This window comes from Pseudomonas chlororaphis subsp. piscium (genome assembly GCF_003850345.1).
GTDB classification, from domain to species: domain Bacteria; phylum Pseudomonadota; class Gammaproteobacteria; order Pseudomonadales; family Pseudomonadaceae; genus Aquipseudomonas; species Aquipseudomonas piscium.
Genome location: NZ_CP027707.1, coordinates 4357371 through 4376354, shown reverse-complemented (window position 1 = coordinate 4376354; position 18984 = coordinate 4357371). Strand labels below are relative to the sequence as shown.

The following is an 18984-nucleotide window of genomic DNA, read 5'->3' as shown; positions in this document are numbered from 1 at the left end:
CCTCCCGGCCGTTGCACATCCCTGCATAAACCTAATGCAGGGATGGTTGTCCATGAGTCTGTTCGTACCCGGTAGATCCCCTTTGAGCCTGGCCTTGCTGCTGGCGTTGAATGCGTTGCCGGCCTGGGCCGCGACCACCCCGTTCAACCTGCCCGCGGGGCCGCTGGACCAGACCTTGCTGCAGATTTCCCGGCAGACCGGCCTGCCGATTTCCTTCGAGCAGAAGCTGGTGAGCGGCCGTTATGCGCCGGCGATCCAGGGCCAGCTCGACCAGCACCAGGCGCTGACCCTGGCGTTGCAGGACAGCGGCCTGAAGGAGCAGCAGGACACCCAGGGCGTGACCATCACGGCGGACACCAGCACCGCCAGCAGCACCCCGGCGTTCGCCGAGCCCACCACCCAGTTGCAGCGGGTGGAAGTGACCGGCACCGCGATCCGCCGGGTGGATGCCGAGACCGCGGTACCGGTCACCGTGCTGCGAGTGGAGAAGCTACGCGAGCAGGGTGTGACCACCACCGAAGAGCTGATCAACCGGATTTCCGCCAACCAGTCCTCGGTCGGTTCCGGGCGCTCGGTGGGCTCCAGCAGCGGCGGGGCGGCCTATGCCGACCTGCGCGGCATAGGCCCGAACAAGACCCTGGTGCTGCTCAACGGCCGGCGCCTGAGCAACAACGCGACCAACGCCATCAACGGCTCCGGGGTCGACCTCAACACCATTCCCTTCGCCGCTATCGACCGGGTCGAGGTGCTGCGCGACGGCGCGTCCGCGCTGTACGGCACCGACGCCATCGGCGGGGTGATCAACTTCATCACCAAGAAGAGCCTGACCCGTGGCCAGGTCAGCACCAGCTACGACACCCCGACCCATTTCGGTGGTGGCCAGAGCAAGAACTTCAGCGGCAGCTGGGGCATCGGCGACCTGGAAGAAGACCGCTTCAACGTGTTCGGCGTGGTCAGCTACGACAAGCAGGAGCGCCTGGCCGCCAAGGACCGTGGCTACACCTACAACTACCAGCCCGGCCGGGGCCTGGACTACACCTCCGGCACCGCCTCGCCGGCCAACTGGAGCCAGGGCGCCAATGCCACCCACCCGCTGGCCGGTTCCGGCTGCAACGCGCCGGGGCTGCTGTCGCGCAACGGCATCTGCCGCCAGAGCCTGTGGAGCTACCTGGACCTGGTGCCGGAAACCGAAAAGACCTCGGCCTTCGCCAAGGCCACCGGCAAGCTCAGTGACGATCACAACGTTAGCCTCGAATACTTCTGGGCGCGCAACGAGAACCGCACCCAGATCGGTCCCGGCACCCTGATGGGCAACCAGGTCAACCCGGGCACGGCGTTCTACCCGGGCAATGGCATCACCCCGGGGCCCAGCGGCTTTGCCCTCGACCCGACGCAACCGGTGGCGGCCAACTGGCGGGAAACCGATGTCGGCGCCCGCCGTCATGAAGACGACAACACTGGCCAGCGCCTGCTGCTGACGTTCGACGGCAGTGTCTCCGGCTGGGATTACAACATCGGCGCCTCGTACAACCAGAACAAGGTGGTCAGCACCATCCGCAGCGGCTACGTGAACGATGTGGCGGTGTCCCAGGGCATCGCCAATGGCGTGATCAACCCCTTCGGCCCGCAGACCGCGGCGGGCAGCGCGCTGTTGGCGGCCAATACGGTGGACGGCGATTACGCCACGGCGGTCGGGCGGGTCAAGGTCATCGACGGGCGGGTCAGCCGCGAGATCGGCGACTGGTTCGGCTCGGGCCCATCGGCCCTGGCCCTGGGCGGCGAGTACCGCAAGGAGGACTTCCACCAGGATTTCGCCCAGTTCGCCGGCAATGTGCAGAGCCTGGGCATCGACCCCAACGGCAGCGTGTCGGGCGACCGCAGCGTGCAGGCGCAATATGCCGAACTCAACGTGCCGGTGCTCGACAGCCTGGAGCTGACGGCGGCGATCCGGCATGACAAATACAGCGACTTCGGCAGCACCACCAACCCCAAGTATTCGTTCCGTTTCCAGCCGTTCAAGGAGCTGGTGCTGCGCGGCGCCTACAGCGAAGGTTTCCGCGCGCCGTCGCTGTATGAGCTGTACAACCCGACCTTTACCACCTTCACCAACGCCAACTACAACGACCCGCGGCTGTGCCCCGGCGGTACCCCGGCCAATGGCGGGATCGGCAATCGTGACTGCGCCCAGCAGTTCAACCGCAGCACCGGCGGCAATACCGAGCTGAAGCCGGAGACCGCGCGTAACGTGACATTCGGCTTCGTCTATCAGCCGTTCGACCGGCTCAACGCCGGGCTGGATTTCTGGTGGATCAAGCTCGCCAACCAGATCGCCGAGTTTCCCGAGTCGGCGCCGTTCGACAACCCCGACCTGTACGCCGACCGCCTGGTGCGCAAGGCCGACGGCTCCATCGATCACGTGGTCACCGGCATGGACAACCTGGGTAAGCTCAAGACCAGCGGGGTCGACGTCAGCCTCGACTACCGCCTGCCGGCCAATGCCTGGGGCGAGTTCGGCCTGGGGCTGCAAGGCACCTACGTCACCCGCTACGACTACCAGCAACAGCTCAAGGGCGAATACATCGACAAGCTGGGGGATTTTCGCGGCGGCGACTTCGCCTCGGCCGGCGCGGTGGCACGCTGGCGCCATAGCCTGACCGCGACCTGGAACCAGGGGCCGCTGGGCGCGACCCTGACCAACCGCTACACCAGCGGTTACCACGACTCCGATCGCGACAGCCATAACCGTGTCGGCTCCTACAACATCTGGGACCTGGCCGGCACCTACACCTGGCGCCAGGCCCTGGGCGTGACCCTCGGGGTGAAGAACCTGTTCGACCGCGAGCCGCCGTTCAGCAACCAGACCTACACCTTCCAGAGCGGCTACGACCCACGCTACTCGGACCCGTTCGGAAGGACCTTGTACACGCGGCTCAGTTACAACTTCTGAGTCGAGAGGCAATAAAAGGTCCGGACGCTTTTTAGTAACCAATGGTTCTAAAACCCGCTCTATAAAAATGCCCGGTCAGTTGCACATGACAGGCAGGAGCGGGGTGTTCCGGTGAGTCCAGGCTGGGGAGCGGACGCCGCCCTCCCGGCCGCTGTTCGCAGAGGCATCATTCCATGCTATTGCAACGCGCTGTGCTGTTCTGGCTCTGCCTGCTGCCGAGCCCCGTGCTGCTGGCCGCCGTGCAACCGTCGCTGACGGTCTACGGCGAAGCCCCGAAATACCCCGCCGGCTTCCAGCACTTCGACTACGTCAACCCGGACGCGCCCAAGGGCGGCAGCCTGCGCCGGTCCTCCCTGGAAAGCGGACCCTTCGACCATCTGATTCCCTATATCGACAAAGGCACCGGCGTGGCCGATATCGACGGCTGGCTGTATGCGCCGCTGGCCTATCGCTCCAAGGATGAGCCTTACACCGTGTACGGCCTGGTGGCCGAGGGCCTGGAGCTGGCCGCGGACCGTTCCTGGCTGCGCTTTTACCTCAACCCCCGGGCGCGCTTCGACGATGGCAGCCCGATCACCGCCCAGGACGTGCGCTACACCTTCGAGCTGCTGATGACCCAGGGCAGTTTCGTCTACCGCCAGCAGTTCGCCGATGTCGCCGAGGTGCAGGTGGAGTCGTCGACCCGGGTACGGTTTGTGTTCAAGAACAGCGACAGCCGGACCTTGCCCCTGGACCTGGCGTCGTTGCCGGTGTTGCCCGAGCACTGGTGGCGCGGCCGCAATTTCGCCGACGGTGGCGGCTTCGAAGCGCCGCTGGGCAGCGGGCCGTACCGGGTGAGCGCGGTGGACGCCGGGCGCAGCGTGGACTTCGAGCGGGTCAAGGACTGGTGGGGGCAGGACCTGCCGGTGGTCCGGGGGCGCTACAACTTCGATCGGCTGCGGGTGGAGTTCTTCGCCGACACCGATGTGTCGCGGCAGATCCTCAAGGCCGGCGGCTATGACTACAACCGTGAGCTGTCCGCCACCGGCTACACCATAGGTTATGCCGGCGCCGCGCTGGAGCAGGGGCGCCTGGTGCGCGAGCACCTGGCGCCGGGTTCGGCCCTGGGCGCCCAGGGTTTCATTTTCAACCTGCAGAAACCGCAGTTCCAGGACCGCCGGGTGCGCCAGGCGATCGCCATGCTCTGGGACTTCGAGTGGAGCAACCGGCAGATGATGCGCAGTATGTACCTGCGCCAGCAGAGCTTCTTTTCCCACAGCGAGCTGGCGGCGGTGGCGCTGCCGGACGCTGAAGAATTGAAGATCCTCGAACCCTGGCGCGGGCAGATCCCCGAGGAGGTGTTTACCCAGGTGTTCCAGGCGCCACGCACCGACGGCAGTGGGATCATCCGAGCGCAGCAGTTGCAGGCGCTGAAGCTGCTGGAGGCGGCGGGCTGGACTCCCCGGGGCGATCAGCTGGTGAATGCCGCCGGCGAGCCCTTGCATTTCACCTTTCTCAACGGCCAGAAAGGCCTGGAGCGCCTGCTGCTGCCGTTCAAGCGCAACCTGGCGCAGATCGGCATCGGCTTCGATATTCGCCAGGTCGACACCGCGCAATACACCAACCGCGTGCGCAGCCGCGACTACGACATGATCATCGCCGCCTACCCGGTGTCCCTGGCGCCGGGGCGCGAGCTGTTCAACTATTTCGGTTCGGTGAGCGCCGACGACCCGGGCTCGAACAACTACATGGCGCTGCGCGATCCGGCGGTGGACGGCCTGATCAGCGCCCTGGTGCAGGCCGACAGCCGCGCCAGCATGCTGGCCCACGCCCGGGCGCTGGACCGGGTGTTGCAGTGGGGCTACTACTGGATTCCCAACTACTACCCGCCGGGCATTTCCTCGGTGTGGTGGAACCGTTTTGGCCGGCCGGCCATCGCGCCGCTGTACGACGCCGGGCTCGACACCTGGTGGGAGGTCAGCCCGCAAGCGCTGACCCTGAGCCAGATGCGCCAACGCAGCAGGGAGGTTGTCCATGCTGGGTTATAGCGCGCGGCGTCTGCTGCTGATCGTGCCCACCTTGCTGTGCATCCTGCTGGTGAACTTCGTCATCGTCCAGGCGGCCCCCGGCGGTCCGGTGGAGCAGGCCATTGCCCGCCTGCAAGGCATTAGTGGTGCCGCGGCGGTGGGCGGCGGGCATGTGGAATCGGTGGGCGGCGAGTCCCGCGCCACCCGTGGCCTGGACCCCAAGCTGCTGGCCGATATCGAGCGCCAGTACGGCTTCGACAAACCCGCCTGCGAGCGTTTGTGGCTGATGCTCAAGAACTATTCGCGGCTGGATTTCGGCGACAGCTTCTTTCGGGGCGCCAAGGTCACCGAGCTGATCGCGCAGAAGCTGCCGGTGACCCTGTCGCTGGGCCTGTGGGCGACGCTGATCACTTACCTTGTGTCGATCCCCCTGGGGATTCGCAAGGCCATCCATGACGGCTCGGCCTTCGATGTCTGGAGCAGCGCGGCGATCGTTATCGGTTATGCCATGCCGGGTTTCCTGTTCGCTCTGTTGCTGATCCTGGTGTTCGGCGGCGGCACCTTGCTCGACTGGTTTCCGGTGCGCGGGCTGGTGTCGGAGAACTTCGCCCAGCTCTCGGCCTGGGGCAAGGTCGCCGACTATTTCTGGCACCTGGTGCTGCCGGTCAGTGCCCTGGTGATCGGCGGGTTCGCCACCTTGACCCTGCTGACCAAGAACAGCTTTCTCAACGAGATCTCCCGCCTGTATGTGGTCACCGCCCGGGCCAAGGGCCTGAGTGAGCGGCAGGTGCTGTACGGCCATGTGTTTCGCAACGCCATGCTGCTGGTGGTCGCCGGCTTGCCCCAGGCCCTGGTCAATGTGTTCTTCGGCGGCTCGCTGCTGATCGAGGTGATCTTCTCCCTCGATGGCCTGGGGCGCCTGAGCTACGACGCCGCGGTATCGCGGGATTACCCGGTGGTGTTCGGTTCGCTGTTCATCTTCACCCTGTTCGGTCTGCTGATAAAACTGCTCGGCGACCTGTGCTACACCCTGGTCGATCCGCGTATCGACTTCAGTGCAAGGAGCGCCTGATGTTGACCTTGTCTCCCATAGGCCAGCGGCGCTGGCAGCGCTTCAAGTCCCACCGGCGCGGCTGGTGGTCGTTGTGGCTGTTCATCGCGTTGTTCGCCTTGACCCTCGGCGGTGAGCTGATCGCCAACGACAAGCCCTTGCTGGTGGCTTACCAGGGCCACTGGTATTTCCCGGTGTTCAAGCGTTACACCGAACAGCAGTTCGGCGGCGAACTGCCGTTCCAGCCGGATTACCGCAGCGCTTCGGTGCGCCAGTTGATCGAGGGGCAGGGCGGCTGGTTGTTGTTCGCGCCCATTCCTTTCGCTTTCGACACGGTCAACTACGACCTGACGGAACCGGCGCCCAGCCCACCCTCGGCGCAGAACTGGCTGGGCACCGACGACCAGGCCCGGGACGTGCTGGCGCGGGTGATCTTCGGCACCCGGGTGTCGCTGCTGTTCGCCCTGGCGCTGACCGCCGCCAGTGCGCTGATCGGCATCGCCGCCGGCGCCCTGCAGGGCTATTACGGCGGCTGGATCGACCTGTTGGGGCAGCGCTTGCAGGAGGTCTGGTCGGGGCTGCCGGTGCTGTACCTGCTGATCATTCTCTCGGGGTTCGTCGAGCCGGGTTTCTGGTGGCTGCTGGGGATCATGGCGCTGTTTTCCTGGCTGACCCTGGTGGACGTGGTGCGCGCCGAGTTCCTGCGCAGCCGTGGCCTGGAGTACGTCAAGGCGGCGCGGGCCCTGGGCGTCGGCGATACCCAGGTGATGCTGCGGCACATCCTGCCCAATGCCATGAGCGCCACCCTGACGTACCTGCCGTTTATTCTCACCGGGGCCATCGCCACTCTGTCGGCCCTGGATTTCCTGGGCTTCGGCATGCCGGCCGGCAGTGCTTCCCTGGGCGAGTTGATCGGCCAGGGCAAAAGCAATCTGCAGGCGCCCTGGCTGGGGCTGACGGCGTTTTTCGCCCTGGCGCTGATTCTGTCGTTGCTGGTGTTTATCGGCGAAGCCTGCCGCGACGCCTTCGACCCGAGGCATTGAGATGAGTGAAAGACTGATTGAACTGCGTGGCCTGCGGGTGGCGTTCAAGGCCACTGAAGTAGTGCATGGCATCGACCTGGAGATCCGTCCCGGCGAATGCCTGGCGCTGGTGGGCGAGTCCGGCTCCGGCAAGTCGGTGACGGCCCACAGCCTCCTGCAACTGCTGGATCCGGGCAGCACGCGCATCGCGGGCAGCATCCGTTATCGCGGCGAAGAGTTGCTGGGTGCCAGCCCGGCGCGCTTGCGCCAGCTGCGCGGCAACCGCATCGCGATGATCTTCCAGGAGCCCATGAGCTCGCTGAACCCCCTGCATAGCCTGGAGCGGCAGCTGGGGGAGACCCTGCGCCTGCACAAGGGCATGGCCGGCACCCAGGCCCGCGAACGGATTCTGGAACTGCTGCATCTGGTAGGCATCCGGCAGCCGGAGCAGCGCTTGCAGGCCTACCCCCATCAGCTCTCCGGCGGGCAACGCCAGCGGGTGATGATCGCCATGGCCCTGGCTTGCGAACCGGAACTGCTGATCGCCGACGAGCCGACCACTGCCCTGGATGTCACTGTGCAACGCAAGATCCTGCTGCTGCTCAAGGACCTGCAGCAGCGCCTGGGCATGGCCTTGCTGCTGATCAGCCATGACCTCAACCTGGTGCGCAGCATCGCCCAGCGGGTGGCGGTGATGCGCGCCGGGGAGATAGTCGAAACGGCTGGCTGCGAGCAGCTGTTCGCCGATCCCCGGCATCCCTACAGCGTCCAGCTGCTGAATGCCGAGCCCGGCGGCCAGGCGCTGCGTCGCGGGCCCAGCGAGACCCTGCTGGCGGTGGAGGGGCTGAAGGTCTGGTTCCGCCTGGGCGGTGGCTGGCTGCGGCCCAGGCGTTACCTGAAGGCGGTGAACGGCATCGACCTGCAACTGCAACGGGGCAAGACCCTGGGCATTGTCGGGGAGTCCGGCTCGGGCAAGTCGACCCTGGGCCAGGCGATCCTGCGGCTGATCGCGTCCGAAGGCAGCATCCGCTTCAAGGGCCAGGACCTGCAAAGCCTCGACGGCAAACAACTGCGGCCGTTGCGCCGGCAGATGCAGGTGGTGTTTCAGGATCCCTTCGGCAGCCTCAGCCCGCGCCTCAGCGTGCAGCAGATCATCGCCGAAGGCTTGCTGGTGCACAGCGAGCTGAATGCGCGGCAGCGTGAGCAGGCGGTGATCGAGGCGCTGCAGGAAGTCGGCCTCGACCCGGCCAGCCGCCATCGCTACCCCCATGAGTTCTCCGGCGGCCAGCGCCAGCGCATCGCCATTGCCCGGGCCCTGGTGCTCAAGCCGGAACTGATCCTGCTCGACGAACCGACCTCGGCCCTCGACCGCACCGTGCAGAAACAGGTAGTGGCGCTGCTGCGTCGCCTGCAGCAGGAACATGGCCTGACCTACCTGTTCATCAGCCACGACCTGGCGGTGGTGCGGGCGCTGGCCCATGACCTGATCGTGATGAAGGAGGGCGAAGTGGTGGAGCGCGGCGAGACCGAGCAGCTGTTCGCCACGGCGCGCCATCCCTATACCCGGGAGCTGCTGGCGGCGTCCTCGGTGATGGCGGCTTCCGTCGCCGGCTTGCCGCTGGCCGAGCCCCTTGGCGCCGACTGAAAGCGCGGGCCTGAAACGACGAATCCCGCCAGAAGGCGGGATTCGTGGGTAAACAAGGGCTTCCCTGGGGAAGCGCTTACTTAGGCCGGGAACAGTTCGCTCAGCTTCATCGCCAGCATCATGTCGCCTTCGGCGCGCAGCTTGCCGCCCATGAAGGCCTGCATGCCGTCGGTTTCGCCGCTGACGATGCCTTGCAGGGTTTCGCCGTCCATTACCAGAGTGACCTGGGCGTCCGGGTTCTCGCCTTCCTTGAGCTCGCAGGTGCTGTCTTTGACGATCAGCGAGAAGTTCTTGGTGTCATCGATACGGAAGCCGAAAACCAGGTCCAGGCCGGCAGCGGCAGCTGGGTTGAACTTGGCTTTCATGGCTTGTACGGCGTCGGCTACGGAGGTCATGGTTCGATCCTTTTATGGGTTGTTACAGCAAGGGTCACAGTGATCCGGACTCAGCGGAAAGTGATGAGTTCCGGGGCCTTCAGCAGCTGCAGGTGGGCATGGCTGTTGAAGGAAGCCAGGGCGACCTCGCGACCGCGAAACTTCAGCAGGTTGAGCGAGGTATTGACGATTTGCCAATTCAGTTCGAAGGCCTGGGCGGCAGGCATCCGGGTAATCAGGTGGAGCAGGGCGGTGATGGTGCCGCCGGAGGTGAACACGGCGATTTTCTGGGTGTTGTCGGCCTGGTCCAGAATACGCTGCAGGCCGGCCTGCACCCGTTCGACGAACCCCAGCCAGCTTTCCAGGCCCGGTGGATCGTAGGTGCCGGCCAGCCAGCGGTCGATGATCAGGGCGAAGATGCGCTGGAATTCGGCGCGGTTCTGCGCGGCGTTGCGCAGGATGTCCAGGGCGTTGGGCTCCTCGGACAACATATCGGGCAGCAAGGCGCGGATCACCGCGTCGGCATCGAATTCGTTGAACGCCGAATCGGTTTCCAGGATCGGCGTGGGCAGGCCCGCGGCGCTGAACTGTTGCAGGGTGGAGTTGGCGGTGTGTTGCTGGCGGCGCAGGTCGCCAGCCAGGCAGCGGTCGAAGTTCACCCCCAGTTCGACCAGGTGTTGACCGAGCACTTCGGCCTGGCGAACACCCGTGGTCGACAGGACGTCGTAGTCGTCCGCACCGAAGGAGGCCTGGCCATGTCGAATCAGATAGATGCTGCCCACGTCCGCGTCATCCCGGTACGTTGAAAGTTTTGCGAGGTTATGAGGATGCCGGTGAGCTGTCAATGAAAAAACATACGCTTGTTTGAAATGCCCGTTAGAGCACGGTAACAGAAGGTTTCGCGACTGGTCGACGCCTGGCTGCGCCGGTATGCTGGAGCCATTCCGCCACGTGTTGGCAGTGATGCACGTCTTTAAGGAGTCCCTGTGGAGTTTCTCTCCGAGTACGCCAGTTTCCTGGCCAAAACCGTCACCCTGGTCATCGCCATCCTGGTGGTGCTGATCACCGCTGCCTCGCTGCGCAGCAAAGGCCGGCGCAAGGGCGCCGGGCAGCTGCATGTGAGCAAGCTCAACGATTTCTACAAAAGCCTGCGCGAGCGTCTGGAGCAGAGCCTGCTCGACAAGGACCAGCTCAGGGCCCTGCGCAAGTCCGAGGCCAAGGCCGAGAAAAAACACAAGAAGCACCCCGAGGAAAAGCCGCGGGTGTTCGTGCTGGATTTCAGCGGCGACATCAAGGCTTCGGCCACCGAGGGGCTGCGCCACGAAATCACCGCGCTGCTGAGCCTGGCCACACCCAAGGACGAAGTGGTGCTACGCCTGGAAAGCGCCGGCGGCATGGTGCACAGCTACGGGCTGGCGTCGTCGCAACTGGCGCGGATTCGCCAGGCCGGCGTGCCGTTGACGGTGTGCATCGACAAGGTCGCGGCCAGCGGCGGCTACATGATGGCGTGCATCGGCGAGAAGATCATCAGCGCGCCGTTTGCCATCCTCGGTTCGATCGGCGTGGTGGCGCAGTTGCCGAACGTCAACCGCCTGCTGAAAAAGCACGACATCGACTTCGAGGTGCTGACTGCCGGTGAGTACAAGCGCACCCTGACCGTGTTTGGCGAAAACACCGAAAAGGGCCGGGAGAAATTCCAGGAAGACCTGGACGTCACCCATCAGCTGTTCAAGAACTTTGTCTCCCGTTACCGGCCACAGCTGGTCATCGACGAGGTGGCCACCGGTGAAGTCTGGCTGGGTGTTGCGGCGCAGGAGAAAAAGCTGGTCGACGAGCTGAAAACCAGTGACGAGTATCTGGCCGAACGCGCCAAGAGCGCCGAGCTGTTCCACCTGCACTACGCCGAGCGCAAGAGCCTGCAGGAGCGGGTCGGGCTGGCAGCCAGCAATTCTGTCGACCGTGTGCTGCTGACCTGGTGGAGCCGCCTGACCCAACAGCGTTTCTGGTAAGGGACACTACGCGGACCTGTTTCTTCTGTAGGAGCGAGCGGGCGGCGATCCGACTTGCCCGCGATCGCGGGCACCGCGTTAAAGTTAAAGATGGCAGGTACAAAAAAGCCCTGAACCGGTTTCCCGGTCCAGGGCTTTTTGTTGGCGCAGCGCTTAGCGGCGACGGAACAGCGGCAGCGGTTCGTCGGTGGCGGCCTGGTAGGTCACGGAGAAGTCCTTGAGGCTTTCCAGGGCTTCATACGGGTCCTTGTCGGCGCGCAGGGCGTAGGCGTCGAACCCGCAGCGGCGCAGGTAGAACAGCTGGTCGCGCAAGATGTCGCCGATTGCCCGCAGCTCGCCCTTGAAACCGTAACGGTCACGCAGCAGGCGGGCGTTGGAGTAGTTACGGCCGTCGGTGAAGGCCGGGAAGTTCAGGGCGATGACCTGGAAGTGCTGCACGTCATCGCCGATCTCTTCGGCTTCTTCATCGCTGTCCAGCCACACGCCCAGGCCGCCGTCGCGGGCCTTGAGGGCGTGAGCGTGCTCGCGCCACAGGGCCAGCGGCACGATCAGGTCGTCGCAGTTGGAAATGCCGTCGAGGGTCGCGTCCTTGGGCAACAGGTGCCAGGTTTCGTCGATGACCTCGTTGTTCTTAATGATTCGCTGCATAGACGCGCTCCTTGAAGAGGTCGATGCCAATACGTTGGTAGGTGTCGATGAAGCGCTCGTCCTCGGTACGTTGTTCCACGTACACGTCGATCAGTTTCGAGATCACGTCGGGCATGTCGTCCTGGGCGAAGGACGGGCCGAGGATCTTGCCCAGGCTGGCGTCGCGGCTGGCGCTGCCACCCAGGGATACCTGATAGAACTCTTCGCCTTTCTTGTCCACGCCGAGGATGCCGATGTGGCCCACGTGGTGGTGGCCGCAGGCGTTCATGCAGCCGGAGATGTTCAGGTCCAGCTCGCCGATGTCGAACAGGTAGTCCAGGTCGTCGAAACGGCGCTGGATGGATTCGGCGATCGGGATCGACTTGGCGTTGGCCAGGGAGCAGAAATCGCCGCCCGGGCAGCAGATGATGTCGGTCAGCAGGCCGATGTTCGGCGTGGCGAAACCTTGCTCGCGCAGCTCGCCCCACAGGGTGAACAGTTGGCTCTGCTCGACGTCGGCGAGAATCACGTTCTGCTCGTGGGAGGTGCGCAGCTGGCCGAAGCTGTAGCGCTCGGCCAGGTCGGCGATGCCGTCCAGCTGCTTGTCGGTGACGTCTCCCGGGGCTACGCCAGTGGGTTTCAGCGACAGGGTCACGGCGACATAACCCGGCTTCTTGTGGGCCAGGGTGTTGCGCGTGCGCCAGCGGGCGAAGCCCGGATGCTGCTGGTCGAGTTCGGCCAGTTCGGCGTCCTGGTTGACCAGGGCCTTGTAGTCCGGATCGACGAAGTGCTTGGCTACGCGATGCACTTCGGCGTCGGTCAGGGTGGTCTGTCCGCCGCGCAGGAAGGTCATTTCCGCGTCGACTTTCTCGGCGAACACTTCTGGGGTCAGGGCCTTGACCAGGATCTTGATCCGCGCCTTGTACTTGTTGTCGCGACGGCCATAGCGGTTGTAGACCCGCAGGATGGCGTCGAGGTAGCTCAACAGGTCCCGCCATGGCAGGAACTCGTTGATGAAGGCGCCGACCACCGGGGTCCGGCCCAGGCCACCACCGACCAGGACCCGGAAGCCCAGCTCGCCAGCGGCGTTGTGCACCGGCTCCAGGCCGATGTCGTGGACTTCGATGGCCGCGCGGTCCGAGGTCGAACCGTTGATGGCAATCTTGAACTTGCGCGGCAGGTAGGCGAATTCAGGGTGGAAGGTAGTCCACTGACGGACGATTTCACACCAGGGGCGCGGGTCGATCAGCTCGTCCGCGGCGACGCCGGCGAACTGGTCGGTGGTGACGTTGCGCAGGCAGTTGCCGCTGGTCTGAATGGCGTGCATCTGCACGGTCGCCAGCTCGGCCAGGATGTCCGGGATGTCTTCCAGCGCCGGCCAGTTGAACTGCACGTTCTGCCGGGTACTGATGTGGGCGTAGCCCTTGTCGTAGTCGCGAGCGATCTTGGCCATCATCCGTGCTTGGCGCGAAGTCAGCTGGCCATAAGGCACCGCCACCCGCAGCATCGGGGCAAAACGTTGGATATAGAGCCCATTCTGCAGGCGCAGAGGGCGGAATTCTTCTTCGCTCAGCTCGCCTGCCAGATAGCGCCGGGTCTGATCACGGAACTGCTTGACGCGGTCCTCGATGATCCGCTGATCGTACTCGTCGTATACGTACATATAGATCCTGTTCTCAGGCTTATCAGGTGACGCAGAGGCGGATGTCACCCAAGAAATTCTGCGCGCACGGCCGCGCACTCCCAACGGAGCCGGGCGAAGATACCAGTTTGCAGTTATGCGCAAAAGTGATGTTTGAGTATATGCAAAGAACCAAAACGACTAACGGTAACCAGCCGCCTCAAACCCACATTTGTGGTAAGGGCAATCCTCGACTTAACTGTGCTCGAGTCTTTGTGCAGTCACCGATAAAACCGACAAGAGGCGATGCTATGAGCAATCCAACCAAGGCAAGGAAAAGCGACAGCAGTGTCGATGCTTGGGCCATTCTCTTTCTGATCATTCTGGTCGTGGGAACGGCGGTGTTCTGGGTCAGTCATCAATAGTTGCGGTCGAGCGATGAACAGAGCCCGAATTGTCTCTGGGAAATGACAATTTGCCGACATTGGCCAGTATTTTGCCAGTTATACTGCAAGGCAATATTCCGGGGCTCTGGTCGCAATGTTGAAGGTGTTAGGTAGGTATCTGCTGGTACTGCCGCTGGTACTGAGCGGGTCGTTCTGGGCCGTGGCCCATGCCACCTCGGTGGTGTTTCTGAACCCGGGCCATTCTACCGAAGCCTTCTGGGTCGGCTATTCACAGTTCATGCAGGCCGCGGCCAACGACCTCGGCCTGGATCTGCGCGTGTGTTATTCGCAGCGCGATTCGCAAATCACCATCCGCCAGGCCCGGGAAGCCCTGCAGGGCCCGGACCGGCCGGATTACCTGGTGGTGGTCAACGAGCAATATGTCGCGCCGGAGATCCTGCGCCTGTCCCAGGGCAGCGGGGTGAAGCTGTTCGTCGTCAACAACGCGCTGACCAGCGACCAGCAACGCTTGCTGGGCGATCGCCAGAGCCGTTATCCCGACTGGATCGGCAGCATGATCGCCAACGACGAAGAGGCCGGCTACCAGATGCTCAAGGAGCTGATTCGCCGTCATGGCCCGCTCGCCCCCGGGCAGCACATCGACCTGTTGGCGTTCTCGGGCGTGAAGAACACCCCGGTGGCGCAATCCCGTGAACAGGGCCTGCAGCGGGCGCTGGCCGAGCACCCGGAGGTGCGGCTGCGCCAGCTGGTGTACGGCGAGTGGAGTCGCCAGCGCGCCTTTGAACAGGCCCAGCAGTTGCTCAAGCGCTATCCGCAGACGCAACTGATCTGGTCGGCCAACGACGAGATGGCCCTGGGGGCCATGCAGGCGCTGGAACAGCAAGGGCGGCGCCCGGGCAAGGAGGTGCTGTTCAGTGCCCTGAACAGCTCGCCGCAGGCCTTGCAGGCGCTGATCGACGGGCGTCTGACGGCGCTGATCGCCGGGCACTTCACCCTGGGTGGCTGGGCGATGGTGGTGCTCAATGACGACGCTCGGGGGCTGAACCCGGCAGCCTATGGCGGCCCGGACTGGCAACTGGATGTGTTCCAGTTATTGGACCGGGTCCAGGCGCAGCGCTTGCTGGATCTGCAGGGTTCGCAACAATACGGCGTGGATTTCCGCGGGCTGTCGGCCCAGGGCAAACCGGCCGGCTACCGTTATCCCTTCTCGCTGAATCTGTTACTGCACTGACAGGCGTTCAGAGCCCCGCCAGGTGCACTACCAGCTTGACGATACCGAACAGGGTCAAGGCGAACACCGCGGTGAACAGAATGCCCAGGATCACGAAATGGCTGGGCTTGCCGTGGGTGAAGTCGCGCTTGCGGTTCTTGCCGCTCTGCACGCCAAAGGCGGCAGCGGCGACGCTTTGCAGCATCTGCCAAAGGGTCGGCGGCTTGTCGTTGATGGGGTCGTCCATAAATCCCTCGACACAAGTGGGTGTGGGGAAAGCATAGACAATACCGCTTGCTCCGGCCTGCGGGAGCGCCGATCGGCTGCTCCCGCGGGTGAAGCGCCCTGGGCTTTTAGTTGTCGTAGCCCAGGTTCGGCGCCAGCCAGCGCTCGGTCACGGCCAAGTCCTGGCCTTTGCGCGCGCTGTAGCTGTTGACCTGGTCCTTGTCGATCTTGCCCACGGCGAAGTACTGCGCCTGCGGATGGGCGAAGTACCAGCCGCTGACCGCCGCCGCCGGGAACATGGCGAAGTGCTCGGTGAGGAACACGCCGCTGCGTCCGGCCTTGCCTTCGGATGCCTCGGGGTCGAGCAGGGCGAACAGGGTGCTCTTCTCGGTGTGGTCCGGGCAGGCCGGGTAACCCGGGGCAGGGCGGATACCGCTGTACTGCTCCTTGATCAGCGCCTCGTTGTCCAGCTGTTCATCCTTGGCGTAGCCCCAGTAGTCTTTACGCACCTGCTGGTGCAACCACTCGGCGCAGGCCTCGGCCAGGCGGTCGGCCAGGGCCTTGACCATGATCGAGTTGTAGTCGTCGCCCTTGTCCTGATAGGCCTTGGCCACTTCTTCGGCGCCGATGCCGGCGGTGGTGATGAAGCCGCCCACGTAGTCGGTCACGCCGCTGTCTTTGGGCGCGACGAAGTCGGCCAGGGAGAAGTTCGGCTTGCCATCGGTCTTGATGGTCTGCTGGCGCAGGTGGTGCAGCTTGGCCAAGGGCTGGCCGTTGTCGCCATAGACTTCCAGGTCGTCGTCCTGCACCTGGTTGGCCGGCCAGAAGCCGAACACCGCGCGGGCGCTGATCAGCTTCTCGTCGATCAGCTTGTCGAGCATTTCCCGGGCGTCCTTGTACAGCGCGGTGGCGGCTTCACCCACCACTTCGTCCTGGAGGATGCGCGGGAACTTGCCGGCCAGGTCCCAGGAGATGAAGAACGGCGTCCAGTCGATGTATTCGGCCAGGACCCGCAGGTCGATATTGTCCAGCACCTTGGCCCCGGTGAAGGTCGGCACGGTCGGCTGGTAGCTGCTCCAGTCGAACTGCGGCTTCTTGGCCACGGCCGCTGGGTAGCTCAGGCGCTCGGTGCGGGCGCTGCGGTTGGCGGTGCGCTCGCGGACTTCCACGTACTCTTCGCGGGTGCGCTCGACGAAACCGGCCTTGAGCTCCTTGGACAGCAGCTGGGTGGCCACGCCCACGGCGCGCGAGGCGTCGGTGACGTAGACCACCGCGTCATTGCTGTACTTGGGCTCGATCTTCACCGCCGTGTGGGCCTTGGAGGTGGTGGCGCCACCGATCATCAGCGGCAGGTGGAAGTCCTGGCGCTGCATTTCCCGGGCGACGTGGACCATCTCGTCCAGCGACGGGGTGATCAGGCCGGACAGGCCGATGATGTCGCACTTCTGTTCCTTGGCCACCTGCAGGATCTTCTCCGCCGGCACCATCACGCCGAGGTCGACGATGTCGTAGCCGTTACAGCCCAGGACGACGCCGACGATGTTCTTGCCGATGTCGTGCACGTCGCCCTTGACCGTGGCCATGAGGATCTTGCCCTTGGCTTGCGGCTTGTCGCCTTTTTCCAGCTCGATAAAGGGGATCAGGTGGGCCACGGCCTGCTTCATCACCCGGGCGGACTTCACCACCTGGGGCAGGAACATTTTGCCGGCGCCGAACAGGTCGCCGACGATGTTCATGCCGGCCATCAGCGGGCCTTCGATCACTTCGATCGGGCGGGCGAAGGACAGCCGCGACTCTTCGGTGTCTTCGACAATGTGCGTGGTGATGCCCTTGACCAGGGCGTGTTCCAGGCGCTTGTTGACGTCCCAGTTGCGCCACTCTTCGGTCTCGGCTTCCTTGACGCTGCCGTCGCCCTTGTACTTGTCGGCGATGGCGAGGAGGGCGTCGGTGCCTTCCGGGGTGCGGTTGAGGATCACGTCCTCCACGGCGTCGCGCAGCTCCTGCGGGATCTGGTCGTAGATCTCCAGCTGGCCGGCGTTGACGATACCCATGGTCAGGCCGTTGCGGATCGCATACAGCAGGAACACCGAGTGGATCGCCTCGCGCACCGGGTTGTTGCCGCGGAAGGAGAACGACACGTTGGACACCCCACCGGAGCTCAGCGCATAGGGCAGCTCGTCGCGGATGTAGGCGCAGGCGTTGATGAAGTCCACCGCGTAGTTGTTGTGTTCCTCGATGCCGGTGGCCACGGCGAAGATGTTCGGGTCGAAGATGATGTCTTCCGGCGGGAAGCCGACGTCGTTGACCAGGATGTCGTAGGAGCGTTTGCAGATTTCCTTCTTGCGCGCCTCGGTGTCGGCCTGGCCGGCTTCGTCGAAGGCCATCACCACCACGGCGGCGCCGTAGCGCTTGCACAGCTTGGCGTGATGAATGAACTGCTCGACGCCTTCCTTCATGCTGATGGAGTTGACGATGCCCTTGCCCTGGATGCACTTGAGGCCGGCTTCGATCACTTCCCACTTGGAGGAGTCGATCATGATCGGCACGCGGGAGATGTCCGGCTCGCCGGCGATCAGGTTGAGGAAGGTCACCATGGCCTTCTTCGAGTCCAGCATGCCTTCGTCCATGTTGATGTCGATCACCTGGGCGCCGGCCTCGACCTGCTGCAGGGCGACTTCCAGGGCTTCGGTGTAGTTCTCTTCACGGATCAGGCGGGCGAACTTGGCGGAACCGGTGATGTTGGTCCGCTCGCCGACGTTGACGAACAACGACTGGCGATCGATGGTGAACGGCTCCAGGCCCGACAGGCGGCAGGCCTTGGGGATGTCCGGGATCTGTCGCGGCGCATAACCGGCGACGGCCTTGGCGATGGCCTCGATATGCCCCGGGGTGGTGCCGCAGCAGCCGCCGACGATGTTCAAAAAGCCGCTCTGGGCGAATTCTTCGATGACCTTGGCGGTTTGCGCCGGCAGTTCGTCGTATTCGCCGAATTCGTTGGGCAGGCCAGCGTTGGGGTGCGCGGACACATGGGTGCTGGCTTTGTTCGACAGCTCTTCCAGGTAGGGGCGCAGTTCGCTGGCGCCGAGGGCGCAGTTCAGGCCGACGGAGATCGGCTTGGCGTGGGCCACCGAGTTCCAGAAGGCTTCGGTGGTCTGCCCGGACAGGGTGCGGCCCGAGGCGTCGGTGATGGTGCCGGAGATCATGATCGGCAGTTCGAGGCCCAGCTCTTCGAACACGCCCTGCACGGCGAAGATCGCCGCCTTGGCGTTGAGGGTGTCGAAGATGGTCTCGATCAGGATCAGGTCGGCGCCGCCCTCGATCAGGCCCTTGGTGGCCTCGGTGTAGTTCTCCACCAGCTCGTCGAAGGTGACGTTGCGGTAGCCGGGGTTGTTGACGTCCGGCGACAGCGAGCAGGTGCGGCTGGTCGGGCCCAGCACGCCGGCGACGAAGCGCGGCTTGTCCGGGGTCTCCAGGGTCTTGGCGTCGGCCACCTTGCGCGCCAGGCGCGCGCCTTCGACGTTGAGCTCATAGACCAGCGCTTCCATGCCATAGTCGGCCATGGAAATCTGCGTGGCGTTGAAGGTGTTGGTTTCGAGGATGTCGGCGCCGGCATCCAGGTAGGCTTTCTCGATGCCGCCGATCACGTCCGGACGGGTCAGCACCAACAGGTCGTTGTTGCCCTTGACGTCGCTCGGCCAGTCGGCGAAGCGTTTGCCACGGTAGTCCTGCTCCTCGAGCTTGTAGCTCTGGATCATGGTGCCCATGCCGCCGTCGAGAATCAGGATGCGCTCTTTGAGGGCTTGCTGAAGGGCTTGGAGGCGCGTGCTGCGATCGGACATG

Annotated in this window: 13 protein-coding genes; 7 read left to right on the top strand and 6 right to left on the bottom strand. The window is 64.3% G+C overall.

What is annotated here, in order from left to right; translation table 11 throughout:
- The first annotated feature begins 52 nt into the window (after window positions 1–52).
- From C4K38_RS19670 to C4K38_RS19650, 5 genes are all read left to right on the top strand, one after another.
- Complete coding sequence (locus C4K38_RS19670; protein ID WP_081001547.1) at window positions 53–2947, top strand: TonB-dependent receptor; 2895 nt, start codon at window positions 53–55, stop codon at window positions 2945–2947.
- A gap of 173 nt (window positions 2948–3120) precedes the next feature.
- Window positions 3121–4974: an extracellular solute-binding protein gene (locus C4K38_RS19665; RefSeq protein WP_053279811.1), complete on the top strand. Its 1854-nt coding sequence runs from the start codon at window positions 3121–3123 to the stop codon at window positions 4972–4974.
- A complete protein-coding gene (locus tag C4K38_RS19660; protein ID WP_053279810.1) occupies window positions 4961–6025 on the top strand; it encodes a microcin C ABC transporter permease YejB in 1065 nt (354 codons plus the stop codon). The genes C4K38_RS19665 and C4K38_RS19660 overlap by 14 nt, the downstream gene beginning before the upstream one ends.
- Window positions 6025–7047 carry an ABC transporter permease gene (locus C4K38_RS19655; RefSeq protein ID WP_053279809.1) on the top strand — a complete coding sequence of 341 codons (1023 nt, stop codon included), beginning with the start codon at window positions 6025–6027 and terminating at the stop codon, window positions 7045–7047. Before C4K38_RS19660 ends, C4K38_RS19655 begins: the two co-directional genes overlap by 1 nt.
- A 1-nt stretch (window position 7048) precedes the next feature.
- Window positions 7049–8671: an ABC transporter ATP-binding protein gene (locus C4K38_RS19650; protein WP_053279808.1), complete on the top strand. Its 1623-nt coding sequence runs from the start codon at window positions 7049–7051 to the stop codon at window positions 8669–8671.
- An 80-nt stretch (window positions 8672–8751) separates the two neighbouring features.
- Here the strand turns inward: C4K38_RS19650 and C4K38_RS19645 are convergent, their stop codons facing one another.
- Both C4K38_RS19645 and C4K38_RS19640 read right to left on the bottom strand, forming a co-directional pair.
- The gene (locus tag C4K38_RS19645) at window positions 8752–9066 is read right to left on the bottom strand and encodes an SCP2 sterol-binding domain-containing protein (protein ID WP_007921837.1); all 315 of its coding nucleotides are present in this window, start codon (window positions 9064–9066) and stop codon (window positions 8752–8754) included.
- Window positions 9067–9116: 50 nt separating this feature from the next.
- Complete coding sequence (locus tag C4K38_RS19640) at window positions 9117–9827, bottom strand: histidine phosphatase family protein (protein ID WP_053279807.1); 711 nt, start codon at window positions 9825–9827, stop codon at window positions 9117–9119.
- A gap of 204 nt (window positions 9828–10031) precedes the next feature.
- Between C4K38_RS19640 and sohB the strand changes: the two genes are divergently transcribed.
- Window positions 10032–11054 carry a protease SohB gene (gene sohB / locus C4K38_RS19635; RefSeq protein WP_053279806.1) on the top strand — a complete coding sequence of 341 codons (1023 nt, stop codon included), beginning with the start codon at window positions 10032–10034 and terminating at the stop codon, window positions 11052–11054.
- Window positions 11055–11207: 153 nt separating this feature from the next.
- On the opposite strand, the gene C4K38_RS19630 is transcribed toward sohB, so the two are convergent.
- Both C4K38_RS19630 and C4K38_RS19625 read right to left on the bottom strand, forming a co-directional pair.
- Entirely contained in the window at window positions 11208–11702 is a 495-nt protein-coding gene (locus C4K38_RS19630) for a DUF934 domain-containing protein (protein WP_009049671.1), read from the bottom strand.
- The gene (locus tag C4K38_RS19625; RefSeq protein ID WP_053279805.1) at window positions 11686–13344 is read right to left on the bottom strand and encodes a nitrite/sulfite reductase; all 1659 of its coding nucleotides are present in this window, start codon (window positions 13342–13344) and stop codon (window positions 11686–11688) included. The genes C4K38_RS19630 and C4K38_RS19625 overlap by 17 nt, the downstream gene beginning before the upstream one ends.
- Window positions 13345–13842: 498 nt before the next feature.
- Between C4K38_RS19625 and C4K38_RS19620 the strand changes: the two genes are divergently transcribed.
- The gene (locus tag C4K38_RS19620; RefSeq protein ID WP_053279804.1) at window positions 13843–14940 is read left to right on the top strand and encodes an ABC transporter substrate-binding protein; all 1098 of its coding nucleotides are present in this window, start codon (window positions 13843–13845) and stop codon (window positions 14938–14940) included.
- 7 nt (window positions 14941–14947) lie between these two features.
- Here C4K38_RS19620 and C4K38_RS19615 read toward each other — a convergent pair whose 3' ends face one another.
- On the bottom strand, window positions 14948–15166 hold the full coding sequence (locus C4K38_RS19615; protein WP_007921856.1) for a DUF2970 domain-containing protein: 219 nt from the start codon (window positions 15164–15166) through the stop codon (window positions 14948–14950).
- Window positions 15167–15272: 106 nt separating this feature from the next.
- On the bottom strand, window positions 15273–18983 hold the full coding sequence (gene metH / locus C4K38_RS19610) for a methionine synthase (protein WP_053279803.1): 3711 nt from the start codon (window positions 18981–18983) through the stop codon (window positions 15273–15275).
- Window position 18984: the final 1 nt, after the last annotated feature.